Below are 15611 nucleotides of genomic sequence, written 5' to 3'. Positions count from 1 at the left end.
GGCTATGCAAGGACGGTCTGCGCGCCGCAATGGTGCGCGACCAGCTCGGCGAACGCGTGGGCCAGCGGGGAGAGGTCGTCCCAGCGGCGCACGGCCCAGCCCGCGGTGAGTGCCGGAAGCGCGGGGATCGGGATCAGCCGCAGATCGGGATGGCCGGGACCGGTCCAGGCGGGCAGGGCCGGGACGACGGCGTGGCCCAGGCCCAGCTCGGCCAGCAGGATCGCGGTGTCCCAGTCGGTGACGCTGGTGTCGAACACCGGGCGGATCCCGGATTCGGCGAGCCAGGCGCCTAGTTGGAGGCGTGACGTCGAGTTCTCGGGGAGTCCGATGAGGCGGGCGTCCTGGAGATCGGCCGGTTCCAGGGAGGCTTTGGCGGCCAGCGGATCGGTGGCCGAGACGGCGAGGGACCAGGGAAGCTCGACGACGGGATGCTGTTCGACGGCGCGCGTCGCGGGCCGCAGGGTGATCCAGGCGAGGTCGACGCCGCCCGCGGCGAGCGCGTCGAAGCAGCCACGACTGGAAGTTTCAGTCTGGAATTCGAGGCTGGCCAGGGGAAACCGCCGACGGAAGTCGACGACGGCCGCCGACATGAAGTGCCGTACGGTCGTGGCCCCCGTCGTGACCCGCACCGATCCGCCTTCGGCGCGCGCCGCTTCCGCTATTCGGCGCAGTGCGTGATCGATACACCCCAGACCCTCGGTGACCGCGGCGTTCAGCATGCGCCCGGCCGGCGTCGGCACCACCCCGCGCGTGTGCCGTTCGAGCAGGCTCAGGCCCAGCTCCCGCTCAAGCCGCTTCACATGCTGGCTGACCGCGGACTGCGTACAGGACAAATCGCGGGCAGCCGCGCTCAGGGAGCCGGCGCGGCAGACCGCGGTGAAGACACGGAGATCGTCAAGAGTCACAGCAACCCAAGCTATCGCTTGGGTATTTGCCAGCAAACCCGTGGATTGACTTGGGTTTCCGGGATGCTTGATCATCGATGCAGGGCCCAGGGCGGCAACCCGCCCGCCGCTTCACCCGATCCGGACGCGGTGAACGGCGGGCGGGTGCCGACCCGCCTCGCACCCAAGGCAGCGAACGCCGACGGGCGGAGAACTCCGACTGACGGGCAGAGAACGCCGACGGACAGAGCGCCGTGTACCGCCCGCACAGGCCTCTCACGGACGACAGGCAAGCAAGCAAGACAGGCAACTACAGGCAAGCAAGCACGACAGAGGAGCGCACGTGCCCACAACCAACCTGACGGTGGCCATCCTCGGACCGGGCGGTGTCGGAGGCCTGATCGGCGCGCTGCTCGCCCGTGACGGACATCGCGTCATCTGCCTCGCGGGCGAGGAGACCGCCGCCGCGCTGAACCGGGACGGCCTGCGCCTCAAGAGCACGCAGTACGGGAACTTCACCGCGGAGGTGAAGGCGGACACCCAGTTGCGGGAGCCGGTGGACGCCGTCTTCGTGACGGTCAAGCAGACCACGCTGGACCAGGCACTCGACCGCGTACCGGCCCCTGTTCTCGGCGACGCGCTCGTGATTCCGTTGCTCAACGGCCTCGACCACCTCGCCGTGCTGCGGGAGCGCTACCCCTCGGCCAAGGTCGTCGCCGGCACGATCAAGGTCGAGGCCACCCGCACAGCGCCGGGGCGCATCAGTCACACCAGCCCCTTCGCGCACCTTGAACTGGCAGCGCCACTCGACGAGTTCGCCGACCAGCTGCGGCACGCCGGCCTCGGTGTGACGCTGCGTACCGACGAGACCGCGACGCTCTGGGACAAGCTCGCTTTCCTCGCTCCGTTCGCCCTGCTCACCACCCGGCACCGGACCGATGTCGGAACCGTCCGCAGTGAATGGCGCCCGGAGCTGCTCGCCGTGCTCGACGAAATCACCGCCGTGGCGCGGGCCGCGGGCACACCGATGACGGCCGACACGGTGCTCTCGTTCTTCGACCGGGCGCCGCACGCGATGAAGTCCTCGATGCAGCGCGACGCCGAGGCAGGCCGGCCGCTCGAACTCGATGCCATCGGCGGGGCGGTCCTCCGCGCCGCAGCCGCCCACGGAATCGAGACCCCGACCACGGCACGGCTGGTCGCGGAAGTGGCCCGCCAGTCGGATCGGGAGGCCTGATGCGGCCGGTCGGCCCGTCCGGCGAGGGCACCCCGGCGTGGCCGGCCGTCGAGGAGTTCCTGCGAGCCCGGGGCGCCGCCGAGATGCCCCACCCGGGCGGAACCCTCCTGGAGCACCTGCTCCGCGTCGCCCGCCTCCTGGGCGAATGGGGCGCCGATCCGGATCTGCAGGCAGCGGGGCTGTGTCACGCGGTGTACGGAACCGACGGATTCGGCCAAGCCCTGGCGGCCACAGGCGAGCGCGCCCTCCTCGTCGCGCTGATCGGCGAACGGGCCGAGGCATGGGTCCACCTGTACGCGAGCTGCGACCGCGGCGCCGTATACCCGCGGCTCGGGAGCGGGCGACCCGTGCTCTTCCGCGACCGCTTCACCGGCCGTGAACACACCCCGCCGGAGCGGGACGTACGCGCCTTCCTCGAAGTGACCGCAGCCAACGAACTCGACGTGCTGGCCCACAACGCCGAGCTGGCCGACCGCTACGGCCCCGCCCTGCACAGGCTGTTCACCGCCTCGCGCGACCTGCTCTCCACCGAGGCGTGGGACGCCTGTGCGCGGCAACTCGGCCGATACGCCTCCGACGAGGGGCCGTCGATCCGGATCACTGCCCTGGACCACCTGGTGCTGACCGTCGCCGACATCGACCGAACCATCGACTTCTACGAACGCGTCCTGGGCATGCGCCCGGTCACCTTCGGCGAAGGCCGCCGTGCTCTGTCCTTCGGCACCAGCAAGATCAACCTCCATCGGGTCGACCATGAATTCCTCCCACACGCCACGCACCCCACCCCGGGAAGCGCCGACCTGTGCCTGCTCACCGACACTCCGCATGACCAGATCCTGGCCGCTCTCGCCGCCAACGGAGTGACCGTGGAAGAAGGACCCGTACCGCGCACCGGCGCCCAAGGCCCCATCACCAGCACGTATGTGCGCGATCCGGACGGGAACCTGATCGAGATCAGCACGTTCGACCCCGGCGACGCCACATGGGCTGCTGCCGCATCAGGCGACGCTCCCGTCCAGTGAGGCCCTGAGACCCCGCCTGTCGACGTCTTCGGATGCTGGCGATAATCAACTGATGAGCGCCATCGATCGCCCCATGCCGCCCTTGAACGCCGACGAGCGCACGACGCTTGAAAGCTGGCTCGACTTTCACCGCACCACACTCGCCATGAAATGCGAGGGGCTGGACGATGAGCAGGCCGCCGTCGCGTCCGTGCCTCCGTCCGGCTTCACGTTGACCGGCCTGGTCCAGCACATGGCGGAGGTCGAGCGGAACTGGTTCCGTCGCGTGCTCGCCGGGGAGCAGGCTCCGCCCATCTACGCCCCGCAGGCCGACCCGGACGGCCCCGACGGCGGTTTCGACGTGGCCCCGGGCGCCACCCTGAGCGAGGCTCTCGCCACCTGGCACGCGGAGATCGCCCGTGCCCGTGAGCACTGCGCCGACCGCGTTCTGGCCGATACGGGCCGCTTCATGGAGCAGGACGTCAGCCTCCGCTGGATCTACGTCCACATGATCGAGGAGTACGCCCGCCACAACGGCCACGCCGACCTGGTGCGGGAACGCATCGACGGCACCACCGGCGTATAGCGCCGGGATCAGGCAGCCGCCGCGGCCGCCCGGTTTGCGGGCGCGCTCGACGGGGCGATCGGGCTGATCGTGGCGCCGGCCGAAGCGGCCGTCGGTCACTGAATGGCTGAAGCGTCCTGTGACAACTCGTGTCTCGCCTCGCGCACTTGACCTCAAGTGCGGTTGATGTATCAGAGTCGATGACCATGACACGCTTTCTTGATCTCGTTCACCCTGCCGCCGGAACAGCCCTGATCAGCGAGTGGCTCACGGGTACCGCCGAACGTTCACGCACAGCCGCCGACGCCGTGATCGACGAGTGGGCGGCGGCCGAGACGCCGTCAGGGCGACTGGCTCAACACGTCTTCCTCTCCACGGACGGCGCGAGTCTTCTTTTCTACGCTCAGTGGACCAGCGATGAGGACCACCTGACCTGGGCACGCGCCCATCGCGCCGATGTGGTCAGCCGCATCGACGCGCTCGTGCCCGGGATCGAGCGTCCCGGGCTCCGCCGGACCCGCCTGGACCGCAGCGTGATGCATGATGCGGTGCGCCCGTCCGGCATCTTCGCCGTGAGCACCACGGCAGCGGTAGACGTAGAGGACGTGGTTGGGCCGGCTCCGGATCTGCTCGCGGCGCACATCCACCTCACCTCCGGCGATGAACGCGCGATCGTGTTCACCGAGTGGGCCGACGACGCCTCCCACGACGAAACCACAGCTGACAGCACCTCTTCCAAGCGGTACACGCTCCACCACTCGTTCCTCCAGGGAGGGGACGGCGCCTCGCTCAGGAACGCCAAGGGCACCGGTCGCCTATGACGCGTCGTCGATCAGCGGCCGGAGGCGGTCGTAGGCCCACGCCGCGAGGGTGGTCGGGGTGGTCGTCCGGATCGTGCGGCGCTGTTCGGGGACGAAGTTCTCGCGCAGGCCGGTCGACATTCCGAGCATGGCCTCGACCGTCGCGTCCGACATCCCGGCCCGGCGGAGCTGGGTGCGCATGGCGTCGTCCGTGATCTGCTCGACGCTGATCTTTCGGCCGGTGGCGGCGGTGAGGATTCCGGCGACCTGACGCCACGTCAGGTCGGCAGGGCCGTGCACCGCCTGTACGCGGCGTCCGGACCAGGCGGGGGACAGGAGGCGGGTGGCGGCCACCTCGGCGATGTCACGCGGCGCCACCCACGCCATGGGCTGGTCCAGCGGGAGGACCACCTGGAGAACTCCGGCTCGCAGGGCGGCGAGTTGAAGTTCGAGGTTGGTGAAGAAGTAGCCGCAGCGGAGGTGGGTGACATCGATGCCCAGGCCGTCCAGAGCCGTCTCGGTGTGTGCCAGGCCGTCGATCTCCCCCGCACCGTGACGCTTCTCGGCTCCGACACTGCTCTGGAAAACCACGCGGCCGACGCGGTTCTCGGTGATGGCGCGGGTCACGCTGCCAGTGGCGCGGGCGCAGTCGGCGAGGGGATCCTCGCTGCCGGTGGTCGGGTTCACCCAGTACAGGGCGTCGACACCGACGGTCGCGGCCACCACCGCGTCGGCATCGTATTGGTCGACCGGCACCGCATCCACGTGATCCTGGACCTCGGGAGCCAGCCGGGCGGGGTCGCGGAGCAGGACGCGCGGCCGGATCCCGGCGCGGAGCAGCGCGGCGACGAGGTGGCGGCCGACGTTGCCGGTCGGCGTGGTGACAGCGATCCGCATGGCTTCCTCTCCTTCGGTGACACGGCTGACATGGTTCACGCTAGGGGCAGAGGCGGCCTGAAGCCGTCCTCCTTTCCGGGAAGGCTGAGGGAATGGACCTCGACCCGACGAACAGGACCCTGACCATGCTGACGCTGTTGCGGTCGGGGGGTGAGTGGAAGGCCGGGGACCTGGCCGAACGGCTCGGCACGAGCATCCGCACCGTACGACGTGACGCCCAGCGGCTGCGTCGGCTCGGGTACACCGTCGAGGCCCGTCCGGGGCCGGGCAGTGCCTATCGGCTGAGCCCCGGAGTCAAGGTCCCGCCGCTGCTGTTCAGCGCCGACGAGATCACCGCACTGGTGGCCGGACTGCACCTCATCCGCGCCTGGCTTCCCGACGAGGCGGTCGCATCGAGTGCCCTGCTCAAGCTCGACCAGATCCTGCCCCGCCCGCTGCGTCGGCGCGCCGCCGCGACGGACCTCGCCACCGAGGTGCTGCAGCAGCCCGGCGCGGCGGTCGCGGCGGCAACCGTCGGCGTGATCGCCGACGCGGTGGAGGCGGACGACCGGCTCCGGTTCCGGTATGTCGACCAGCACGGCCGTCCGTCGACCCGCCTGGTCGAGCCGTACCGCCACTGCCTGCGCGCGGGACAGTGGTACCTCGTGGCCTTCGACGTCGACCGGGACGACTGGCGCCTCTTCCGGCTGGACCGGATCACCGACGTCTCCCCGGTGGCGGGCGCCTATCGGCCCCACGACTTCCCCGACGAGTCCATCGAACACTGGTTGACCACCGACTTCGGCAGGACCGTCCGAGACAGGTGACTGCCCCAACTCCCTTGTCAGGGAAGGAACATGTCAGGGAAGGAGCATGGGCGACACCTCCCCGGATGCCCGACCAGCGCCCGCCGCGCCGTGCGGGACGCCGGATTCGGACAGATGTGACACCTTACGGCGCCTTGATGTCCGCCGCGTCCGAGCAGGCGCGGGTATGTCTCCCGCCGTCCCGTGGCGGGGGAGTGGCCACCGGGATCCGGCCAGCGGCACTCGTCCCCGTTTGCCCGCATGCGGCAGGCTTCGAGGTGCAAGGTTCAGCACGCTTTTCATCCAGTAAGCGAGGAATCGTATGCAGTTCATCGTCCGTACGGGTATGGCCGCCGCGATAGCGGTCGGCGCTCTGGCCGCGGTCGTCGCGCCCGCCTCCGCCGCGGTCGTCGCCGATGGCGCGCACTCGGTGAGCGGTGCCCACTCGGTGGCGGCCAACCCGAAGACGATCAAGCCCGCGGCGTACAACCAGGCGCGGAGCATCCTGGCCAAGGCCGGCAGCCAGACGGCGGCCAAGTCGCATCCCATTCACGGAAAGGACGACGTGGCCGTCAGCTACGGCACGAGCCTGCTCGCCGCCGCGCGCGACGAGTTCCGGCACACGGACCGGAACCTTCCGCCGAAGCAGAAGAAGTCCGGCATGTCGATCGCTCACTACAACGCCATCCACAGCGCGGCGAAGACGATGGGCATCGACCGCTGGTGAGGCCGTAGGCGTCTTGAGCCACTTGAGCCAAGGGCCGCCGATTCCGGTCGCCGGGCCGGCCTCAGACGCCCCGCGCCCGCTCGAAGCGGGCGCGTCCCTCCACGAGGTCCACGATCGGGCCGGGGTAGTCGACCTCGGCCCGGTCCGCCGCCCTCAGCCTCCAGGGCTCATGGATGAACTTCCGTTCCAGGCCCGCGAGTTCGGGCACCCATCGGCTCACGTAAGTGCCGTAGGGATCGAAGCGCCTGCCCTGGACCACCGGGTTGAGGACCCGGTTGGGCCGTGTGTCGGTGCCGGTCCCCGCCATCCACTGCCAGTTGAGCTGGTTGTTGGCGAGGTCGCCGTCGACCAGCAGGTCCAGGAAGTGGCGGGCGCCGATCCGCCAGTCCGCGTACAGGGTCTTGGTGAGGAAGCCCGCCACCAGCATCCGGCCCCGGTTGTGCATCCACCCTTCGTGGGCGAGCTGTCGCATCGCCGCGTCCACCAGCGGATAGCCGGTGCGCCCCTGGCGCCAGGCGGCGATCTCCCGCTCGTCCTGGCGCCACCGGTCGCCGCGCGGCCGGTAGTCCTCGCACGCCGATTCCGGGCGGGCCGCGAGCACTTGATGGTGGAAGTCCCGCCAGGCCAGCTGCCGGACGAACGCCTGCGCGCCCGGGGAGTCCTCGCGCCGTGCCAGGTGGACGAGTTCGACGGCCGACAACGCGCCGAAGTGCAGAAAGGGCGAGAGCCGGGAAGTGGCATCGCCCGCCAGATCGTCGTGGCCGTCCTCGTACCCGGCGATGCCTCCGGCGAGCCACCTCCGAAGGCGCCGTCGGCCCGCCGTCTCCCCGCCCTCCATGACGCCGGGCGACACCCCGCCCACGTCGGCGCGCCGGGGCAGGACGCCGGGCGCCACCTCGGGCACCGAGATCTTCCGTGGCGCGGCCACCACATCCCGTACGCCCACCTCGGCCCAGCGCCGGAAGTACGGCGTGAACACCGCGTAGTGGTCGCTGCCCGCCGGGGTGACGGCCCCGGGCGCCAGCGCGGTCACCACCGCGTCGTGCACCGACAGGGTGCGGCCGAGCCGCTCAAGTGCCACACGGAGCCGCCCCTCGCGCCGCGCGGCGTACCGGCTGACGCCGCCCGCGAGGTGTACCCGCTCGGCCCGTACCGACGTCGCGACGGCGCAGACCTGCTCCACGACATCGCCGGTACGCACCACCAGGTGCCCGCCGCGGGCCCGCAGCCCGGCATCCAGGTCGGCCAGACAGTCGGCCAGGAACGCCCGGCGGTTCGGGGCGTCGAAGCCGGCCGCCCGCACCCCGTCGTCGTCCACGAACAGCGGGACGACCTGATCGGCCCCGCGCGCGGCGGCGGACAGCACCGGGTTGTCGTGCAACCGCAGATCGGACGTGAACAGGGCTACCGACACCGTCACTCGCTCGACTCCTCGGGGCGTACGTCCTTCAGCCGGGCAGGGAGACACCGGCCGGTCCGATCTTCCTGGACGGCGGCCGCCGCGACGGTGATCCGGGCGCGGGCGTGGCGAGGGACCACTCCGAGCGCCACCATCGACACGTTTGGCAACCGTATGTGACCGTTTGGGCACGCCCCTCGGGGATACTCGACGCGAGGAGCAGGTCTCCGGCCCGTGTGGCCGCCGGGTGCGCGCTCAGGTTGCCGGAGCGCTGCTCTTGGCCATGCCCAACCGGCCCGCCGGACGGGCCGTCGAACGCGAGGAGTGACATGCAACGCGAAGCCGCGCGGGAACTCGCCGACCTGGGGCAGCAGTTGAGGGTGGACGCGGTGCGCGCAGCCGCCGCGGCGAACTCGGGCCACCCGACGTCCTCGATGTCCGCCGCGGACCTGGCGGCGGTCCTGCTCGCCCGCCACCTGCGCTACGACTTCGACCGACCCGACCACCCCGGGAACGATCGGCTCATCCTCTCCAAGGGGCACGCCTCACCGCTGCTGTACGCGATGTACCGGGCGGCGGGCGTCGTGGATGACGAGGAACTGCTGACCTTCCGCCGTCGCGACAGCCGCCTGGAGGGACACCCCACCCCGCGGCTGCCCTGGGTGGACGTGGCGACGGGCTCGCTCGGGCAGGGGCTGCCGGTCGGCGTCGGCATGGCGCTCGCGGGCAAGCGGCTCGAAGACGCGCCGTACCGGGTGTGGGTGCTGTCCGGCGACAGCGAGATGGCCGAGGGGTCCGTCTGGGAGGCCGCCGAACACGCGGCGTACGAGCACCTGGACAACCTGACGCTGATCATCGACGTGAACCGGCTCGGCCAGCGCGGGCCGACCCGGCACGGCTGGGACCTCGACGCCTACGCCCGCCGCCTGAAAGCCTTCGGCTGGCACACCATCGAGGTCGACGGGCACGACGTCGAAGCGGTGGACGCGGCGTTCGCCGAGGCGGCGGCCACGTCCTCGCAGCCCAGCGCCGTCATCGCGCGCACCCGCAAGGGCCGGGGCGTCGCACAGGTCGAGGACCGGGAGGGTCAGCACGGCAAGCCGCTGCCGGACGCGGACGCCGCCATCGAGGAACTCGGCGGCCCGCGGTTCGTCCGCGTCGAGGTCTCCCCGCCGCCGGCCGCCCCGGCCCGCCGGCACCCGGACAGCGGACACCTGGACCTGCCGCGCTTCGAGGTGGGTGACTCGGTGGCCACCCGCGACGCCTACGGGCAGGCGCTGGCCGCGCTCGGCTCGGTGCGCGAGGACGTGGTGGCGCTCGACGGCGAGGTGGGAGACTCCACGCGCACGGAGTTCTTCGCCAAGGCCCACCCCGAGCGGTTCTTCGAGTGCTACATCGCCGAGCAGCAGCTCGTCGCTGCCGCGGTGGGCCTCCAGGCCAGGGGCTACATCCCCTTCGCCTCGTCGTTCGCGGCCTTCCTGACCCGCGCACACGACTTCGTACGGATGGCCGCCGTCAGCCGGGCCGGTATCAACCTCGTCGGCTCGCACGCCGGGGTCGCGATCGGCCGGGACGGCCCGTCACAGATGGGCCTGGAGGACCTGGCGATGTTCCGGACCGTCCACGGCAGCACCGTCCTCTACCCGTGCGACGCCAACCAAACGGCCCAACTGGTCGCTGCCATGGCCGAGTTGACCGGGGTGCGCTATCTGCGCACCAGCCGGGGAGGCACGCCCGTCATCTACGGCCCCGACGAGGAGTTCCGGCCCGGCGGGTCCAAGGTGCTCCGCTCCGGCGACCGGGACCGGCTGACGGTCGTGGCGGCGGGCATCACCGTCCACGAGACGCTGCGCGCGGGCGAGCACCTGGACAGGGAGGGCATCGACGTGCGGATCATCGACCTGTACTCGGTGAAGCCCGTAGACGCGGAGACCCTCCGGGAGGCGGCGGAGGCCACGGGGTGCCTCGTCACGGTCGAGGACCATCGCGTGCAGGGAGGGATCGGCGACGCGGTGGCCGAGGCATTCACGGACGGCCGCCCGGTCCCGCGCCTGGTCCGGCTCGGCGTGCAGCACATGCCTTCCTCGGCGAGCCCCGAGGAACAACTGCACCTGGCGGGCATCGACGCCGAGTCGATCGCGGCGGCGGTACGGCTCCTTGTGGAACACGCCGTCGTGCGCTGAAGCGGTGGGCCGCACGGCTTTCACGTCAGGGCACCGTGCGGCCTCCCCAGCCCGCGTCGCACCTCAACCGACCGCGGATTCAGAGCCTGTGTCTAAACCCCGCCCGGGCCCGTGGCGCCTGGCACGCACGCTCGCCGCGTTACCGAAACGCCCTAGTAGCTCCGCTACGAGGACCTTCCGGCGCCTTGCGATCGCACGCACCAGACGCCCCGGCCTGATCCGGACGGGGTTTAGACACAGGCTCTCAGGCGAGATGCTCCAGGCCGGGATCCGGCCGGATTTCAGTGCGGCGGGCGCACGTTCGAGCGCGGCGAATCTGGGCAGAAGCCCCACCACATCCATAACCACGGGCAAATCCTCTGGGGGTCTCGAACATGGCTCGCCCGCTTGCCGGCACCGGTCCACCGCCGGGCTCCGCCCTACGGAGCCCGGGCCCGGCCACGCCGGCCCAGGCACGTGACGCGGCCCGCGCGTTCCTCTCCACGCTGGCGCCCCGGCCCACGACGGAGAGCGCCGAGAACGTGGTGCTCGTCGTCTCCGAGCTCGTCACCAACGCGCTCCGGCACGCGGGCGGCGCCACCGCCCTGGACTTCGCCGCCGACCGCAGCACGCTGCACATCAGCGTGCGGGACCCCAGCCCCGTCCCGCCGCAGGAGCGCCCGCCGGACCTGCGCGGGTACGAGGGCGGATTCGGCTGGCAGCTGGTCCGCCGCCTCGCCCGCAGCGTGGCCGTCACGCCGTGCGGCGACGGAGGGAAGAGCGTCTGCGTAGCCCTGCCGCGCTAGGGCCTGTCCGGCGGATCTTGTCGGGGGCCCGCGGCGCCCGGCCCGTACCGCGTGCTTCGGCCATGTACGCAAGACGTACGCATGATCCTATTCGCGAGGGGCACCCGATGGCTTCGACGGATGCAGTCACGTGACTAGGGAGGTTGTCCTCATGGCAGCGGCACGGGTGACGGGACGCGATCGGACGGACCGGACGACGGCCACGACCATGGAGCCCCGGGCGGGGGAGTCGCCCTGGGTTGAGGATGCGGCAAAGGTCGCCCCGAAGGACGCCCGCCAGCTGTCCAAGGTGTTCTTCGAGCGGCTTCAGGTCCTGGACGAGGGCACTGAGGAGTATCAGTACGCGCGGAACACGCTCATCGAGATGAACCTCTCGCTGGTGCGCTTCGCGGCCGGCCGCTTCCGCAACCGCGGCAGCGGCGAGATGGAGGACGTGATCCAGGTCGGCACCATCGGTCTGATCAAGGCGATCGACCGGTTCGAGCTGTCGCGCGAGGTGGAGTTCACCTCCTTCGCGGTGCCGTACATCGTGGGCGAGATCAAGCGGTTCTTCCGCGACACGACGTGGGCGGTGCACGTGCCGCGCCGCCTCCAGGAACTGCGCGTGGAGATCGCCAAGGCGAAGGAGAGCCTCGCCCTCGCACTGGACCGCGACCCGACGGTGCGGGAGCTCGCGGCACACCTGGACCGGGACGAGGAGGAGGTCGTCGAAGGCCTCGTCGCGGCCAACGGCTACACCGCCGGCTCCCTGGACATGTCCGCCGACACGGAAGACGCGGGCGGTGCGGCCGGAGGCAGGAGCCGTACGCTCGTCGACTTCATCGGTGAGGACGACCCCGGCATGGAGAAGGTGGAGAACCTCCAGACCCTGGCGCCGCTGATGGGTGCGCTCACCGAGCGCGAGCGGTGCATCGTGAGCATGCGGTTCGGGCGGGAGCTGACGCAAGCCGAGATCGGCCGGCAGCTCGGGGTCTCGCAGATGCAGGTCTCGCGCCTGCTGTCCCGCATTCTGACCAAGCTGCGCGCCGGCATGATCGAGGGCCGGTCCGCACGCGCCTGACCGCCGGCGATGCCGGCGGATTCCCGGAGGGCCGGTGTCTGTCTGCCTGCCCGAGCTGAACGCTGGAGGCGATCCGTGAGTTCCCTGTGCGAGACCGTGTTCATGAATCTGGAGGCCGACGGGGCGCAGTGCTTCCCGGTGGTCACACAGTTGCTGTACGACTCGGACGACCCCTTCGCGATCCGCCTCCTCTTCGAGTTACAGGAAGACGTCGCCGTCACCTGGACGATCGAGCGGGACCTGCTGGCCCGGGGTCTCGGGCGGGCGGTCGGCGACGGAGACATACGGGTGGCGCCGCACGTGGTCGCGGGACGCCGCGAGGTGCGCCTCGAACTGGCGGGCTGCGGGCTCGACGGCGAATGGGGCCGCGTCGCGTTCTCCACGTGGGAGCCGGCTTTGCGGGACTTCCTGGACAGGACGTACGAGGCCGTCCCGCCGGGGAAGGAAGAGGTCGATCTGGACGCCTTCCTCACCGAGGTGCTGACAGCGGGATGACCCGCCTGGTCCTGTGAACTACCTTGAATGTCAGCCCAGTTGGGGTGGCTCTCCGGGATTCCGGCGAGCCACCCCTGCGGCCTCCGGGTACTCGGTCCACGCCCGGTTGCCTGTCGCGCCGGAATGACGGGTAGGGAGTCGTTACGTTGGGGCCCAACAGGCATACCCCGGGAGTTCCGTTGCCCGTATCCACGCTGCCGCTCAACCCCGTCCACGGTCCGCGCGGCTTTCCCGCGCTGGGCAATCTCGTCGCCTTCGGGAAGGATCCCTTGGGCTTCCTGACCCGCCTGCGCGACGACTTCGGGGACGCCGTGACCTGGTCCCTGGGGCCGAGGCGCAGCCTGTTCATCTCGCACCCCGGGCACATCAGGGAGTTGCTCGCGGCGCGCGAGGACACGTACGAGATCCTCGAAATGAGCTGGGCGCTCCAGCAGATCACCGGGCAGAGCGTCCTTCTCAGCAAGGGCGACGACTGGCGGCGCAAGCGCTCCCTGGTCCAGCCGACCGTCCGGCCGCGCCAGGTCCGGTCGTACGCTGAGGCGATGGTCGACTGCGCGGAAGTGGCGGCCGACCGATGGCGCGACGGGGCGCGGATCGACGTCAGAAGAGAAATGGCGCTGATCACGCAGCGGATCGTCCTGCGCACCCTGTTCGGGAACGACCTGGGGCAGCAGGGGGAGGCCCTGGGTGACGCCGTGGACGTGGCCGAGCAGGCGGTGGGGGCGGAGGTGCGCGGCTTCAGCCTCTTCCTGCCCGCCTGGGTACGCACGCCGTCCCGGCGGCGCCTCGTCGCGGCGGTGGCCACCATCGACAGCGAGGTGCACCGGCTCATCAGGGAGCGGCAGGACCTGTCCCGCGCTGCCGAAAAAAAGCCCGACGACCTGCTCACCAGGCTCCTCGCGGCCCGCGACGAAGAGGGCCGTCCGCTCTCGCCCGGGGAAGTGCGCAACGAGGCCGTCACCCTCTGGGTGGCCGGCCACGAGACGACCTCCACGGCGTTGACCTGGACGTTCCACCTGCTCGCCCGTGCACCCGAGGCCCGCGCCCGCCTCGAATCCGAGCTGAGGGACGTGCTGGCCGGACGGCCGCCCACCATCGACGACTACGAGCGCCTCACCTGGACCCAGCAGATCGTCAAAGAAGCCCTGCGCCTCTATCCGCCGGTGTGGCTCATCCCCGCCGTCGCCCGCGAAGGCGCCACGCTGGGCGGCACTCGCATCCCGGCCGGAACCATCGTCTGGTGCAGCACGTGGACCACCCACAGGGACCCCCGCTGGTTTTCAGCGCCCGACCGGTTCCGCCCGGAACGCTGGGGCGCCGATGCCCCGGACCCGGTGCCCGACCACGCCTGGTACCCGTTCGGCGGCGGCCCGCGCACCTGCCTCGGCGCCCGCTTCGCCCAGGTCGAAGCCGCCCTGGTGCTCGCCACCCTCGCCCAGCGCTTCCACCTCGACCTGCCCGACACCGAGGTGCCACCACGCGTCGGCCTGCTGCTGCAACCCGCCACCCCGCTCCACGCGACCCTGCGAGGCATCAACCGGCGTACGGGCCTTGCCAGTTGACCTCGCCGGCGGAGGGGGTGCGCTGCGGGGATCGGGGCAGGGATTAATCGCGTGCCGCGCCGGGCTCGGTCCGGATACGGTGACGAGGCAGGGGCGCCCGGTGCGTAGGAGATGGGTACTTCGGGGTTCAGTGGTCCGGGTTCGAACCCCGGCGGCCGGGAGTGATCCCGGCGGTGGTGTAAGCAGCACGCTGGATTTATGCACCCATGGCCGAGCTTGATCTCGGGCGCCCCCTGCCCAGCACTGGCCACCCGTCCATTCTCTGACTATGGTCAGAGAATGGACGCAGGGCAGATCGAGCGCGTACGCCGTTTCAACCGCACCGTCACCGAACGCGTGGGGGTGCTCCACGACCGCTATCTGGGCCGCGACCGCCCCATCGGCGAGGCTCGGCTGCTCTGGGAGATCGGCGAGCAGGGGCAGGACGTACGAGGACTGCGCGAGCGCCTCGGGCTCGACTCCGGGTACGTCAGCCGGCTGCTGCGTTCCCTGGAGAGCGACGGCCTGGTGACGGTCGAGCCGCAGCCGCAGGACCGGCGTGTGCGTACCGTCCGGCTCACCGACGCGGGCCGCGCCGAACGGGCCGTGCTCGACCGGCGCAGCGACGAGCTGGCGGGCTCCCTCCTTGAGCCGCTCAACACCGCTCAGCGAGCCCGCCTGGTCGAGGCCATGGCCGAGGTCGACCGGTTGCTCACCGCCGCGACGGTCATGGTGGACGTCGTCGACCCGGACAGCCCCGACGCCAAGCACTGTCTGCGCTCGTACTTCACCGAATTGCAGGAGCGGTTCGACACGGGCTTCGACCCGAACCTGAGCCTGCTGCCCGACGCCGGTGAACTCCGGCCTCCGCACGGCCTGTTCCTCGTCGCCCGCATGCACGGCGAGCCCATCGGCTGTGCCGGTCTGAAGCTGCCGGCCGGTGCCCCGGCCGAGATCAAACGCATGTGGGTCGCGCCCGCCGCGCGGGGCCTCGGCCTCGGCCGCCGGTTCCTGACCGAGCTGGAGGCACGCGCCGCCGAGTACGGCCGTGACGTACTGCGCCTGGACACCAACAAGGCACTCAGCGCCGCGATCGGCCTGTACCACGCGTGCGGCTTCGAGGAGGTTCCCGCCTTCAACGACGAGCCCTACGCCCACCATTGGTTCGAGAAACACATCTCCGGGCCCTCCGCGCGGTGAGGTGGCGCCGGCCCTGTCCCTGTCCCGTCAAACGCTCTGGAGCACGGGGCAT

General features: G+C 70.9%; 16 protein-coding genes. 12 read left to right on the top strand and 4 right to left on the bottom strand.

All coding sequences use genetic code 11. From position 1 onward, the window contains the following. Nucleotides 1-2: 2 nt before the first annotated feature. Complete coding sequence (locus tag ACWC2B_RS08425; RefSeq protein ID WP_450715684.1) at nt 3-905, bottom strand: LysR family transcriptional regulator; 903 nt, start codon at nt 903-905, stop codon at nt 3-5. A gap of 322 nt (nt 906-1227) precedes the next feature. On the opposite strand from ACWC2B_RS08425, the gene ACWC2B_RS08420 reads away from it, so the two are divergent. The 4 genes from ACWC2B_RS08420 to ACWC2B_RS08405 all read left to right on the top strand — a co-directional run bounded on the left by ACWC2B_RS08420 (nt 1228) and on the right by ACWC2B_RS08405 (nt 4508). Beyond that, nucleotides 1228-2121, top strand: coding sequence for a ketopantoate reductase family protein (locus ACWC2B_RS08420; RefSeq protein WP_450715683.1), 894 nt, complete (start codon nt 1228-1230; stop codon nt 2119-2121). Continuing rightward, nucleotides 2121-3143 carry a VOC family protein gene (locus tag ACWC2B_RS08415; protein WP_450715682.1) on the top strand — a complete coding sequence of 341 codons (1023 nt, stop codon included), beginning with the start codon at nt 2121-2123 and terminating at the stop codon, nt 3141-3143. Before ACWC2B_RS08420 ends, ACWC2B_RS08415 begins: the two co-directional genes overlap by 1 nt. A 52-nt stretch (nt 3144-3195) precedes the next feature. Continuing rightward, a complete protein-coding gene (locus ACWC2B_RS08410; protein WP_450715681.1) occupies nt 3196-3708 on the top strand; it encodes a DinB family protein in 513 nt (170 codons plus the stop codon). A gap of 179 nt (nt 3709-3887) precedes the next feature. Further along, complete coding sequence (locus ACWC2B_RS08405) at nt 3888-4508, top strand: antibiotic biosynthesis monooxygenase (RefSeq protein ID WP_450715680.1); 621 nt, start codon at nt 3888-3890, stop codon at nt 4506-4508. On the opposite strand, the gene ACWC2B_RS08400 is transcribed toward ACWC2B_RS08405, so the two are convergent. Further along, nucleotides 4503-5384, bottom strand: coding sequence for an NmrA family NAD(P)-binding protein (locus ACWC2B_RS08400; protein ID WP_450715679.1), 882 nt, complete (start codon nt 5382-5384; stop codon nt 4503-4505). The two genes, ACWC2B_RS08405 and ACWC2B_RS08400, sit on opposite strands and share 6 nt — an antisense overlap. A 92-nt stretch (nt 5385-5476) precedes the next feature. Between ACWC2B_RS08400 and ACWC2B_RS08395 the strand changes: the two genes are divergently transcribed. Together ACWC2B_RS08395 and ACWC2B_RS08390 are read left to right on the top strand one after the other, a co-directional pair. After that, a complete protein-coding gene (locus tag ACWC2B_RS08395; RefSeq protein WP_450715678.1) occupies nt 5477-6190 on the top strand; it encodes a helix-turn-helix transcriptional regulator in 714 nt (237 codons plus the stop codon). A gap of 301 nt (nt 6191-6491) precedes the next feature. Continuing rightward, nucleotides 6492-6896 (top strand): hypothetical protein, encoded by a 405-nt coding sequence (locus ACWC2B_RS08390; protein ID WP_450715677.1) that lies wholly within the window; start codon nt 6492-6494, stop codon nt 6894-6896. 61 nt (nt 6897-6957) lie between these two features. Here the strand turns inward: ACWC2B_RS08390 and ACWC2B_RS08385 are convergent, their stop codons facing one another. Next, nucleotides 6958-8316, bottom strand: coding sequence for a cryptochrome/photolyase family protein (locus ACWC2B_RS08385; protein ID WP_450715676.1), 1359 nt, complete (start codon nt 8314-8316; stop codon nt 6958-6960). Next, a complete protein-coding gene (locus tag ACWC2B_RS08380) occupies nt 8313-8456 on the bottom strand; it encodes a hypothetical protein (RefSeq protein ID WP_450715675.1) in 144 nt (47 codons plus the stop codon). The genes ACWC2B_RS08385 and ACWC2B_RS08380 overlap by 4 nt, the downstream gene beginning before the upstream one ends. 168 nt (nt 8457-8624) lie before the next feature. Between ACWC2B_RS08380 and ACWC2B_RS08375 the strand changes: the two genes are divergently transcribed. From ACWC2B_RS08375 to ACWC2B_RS08350, 6 genes are all read left to right on the top strand, one after another. Next, nucleotides 8625-10478, top strand: coding sequence for a transketolase (locus ACWC2B_RS08375; protein WP_450715674.1), 1854 nt, complete (start codon nt 8625-8627; stop codon nt 10476-10478). A 374-nt stretch (nt 10479-10852) separates the two neighbouring features. Then, the gene (locus ACWC2B_RS08370; RefSeq protein WP_450715673.1) at nt 10853-11263 is read left to right on the top strand and encodes an ATP-binding protein; all 411 of its coding nucleotides are present in this window, start codon (nt 10853-10855) and stop codon (nt 11261-11263) included. 151 nt (nt 11264-11414) lie between these two features. After that, the gene (locus tag ACWC2B_RS08365) at nt 11415-12323 is read left to right on the top strand and encodes a SigB/SigF/SigG family RNA polymerase sigma factor (RefSeq protein ID WP_450715672.1); all 909 of its coding nucleotides are present in this window, start codon (nt 11415-11417) and stop codon (nt 12321-12323) included. Nucleotides 12324-12398: 75 nt separating this feature from the next. Continuing rightward, entirely contained in the window at nt 12399-12818 is a 420-nt protein-coding gene (locus ACWC2B_RS08360; RefSeq protein ID WP_450715671.1) for an SsgA family sporulation/cell division regulator, read from the top strand. Between the two features lie 179 nt (nt 12819-12997). After that, entirely contained in the window at nt 12998-14380 is a 1383-nt protein-coding gene (locus ACWC2B_RS08355) for a cytochrome P450 (RefSeq protein ID WP_450715670.1), read from the top strand. A gap of 279 nt (nt 14381-14659) precedes the next feature. Continuing rightward, nucleotides 14660-15559, top strand: a complete 900-nt coding sequence (locus ACWC2B_RS08350) for a bifunctional helix-turn-helix transcriptional regulator/GNAT family N-acetyltransferase (RefSeq protein WP_450715669.1) — start codon at nt 14660-14662, stop codon at nt 15557-15559. The last annotated feature ends 52 nt before the right edge of the window (nt 15560-15611 follow it).

This window comes from Streptomyces sp. NPDC001415 (assembly GCF_053597395.1).
The sequence above is the reverse complement of the archived record's forward strand: the minus strand, read 5'-3'. Positions and strand labels throughout refer to the sequence as shown.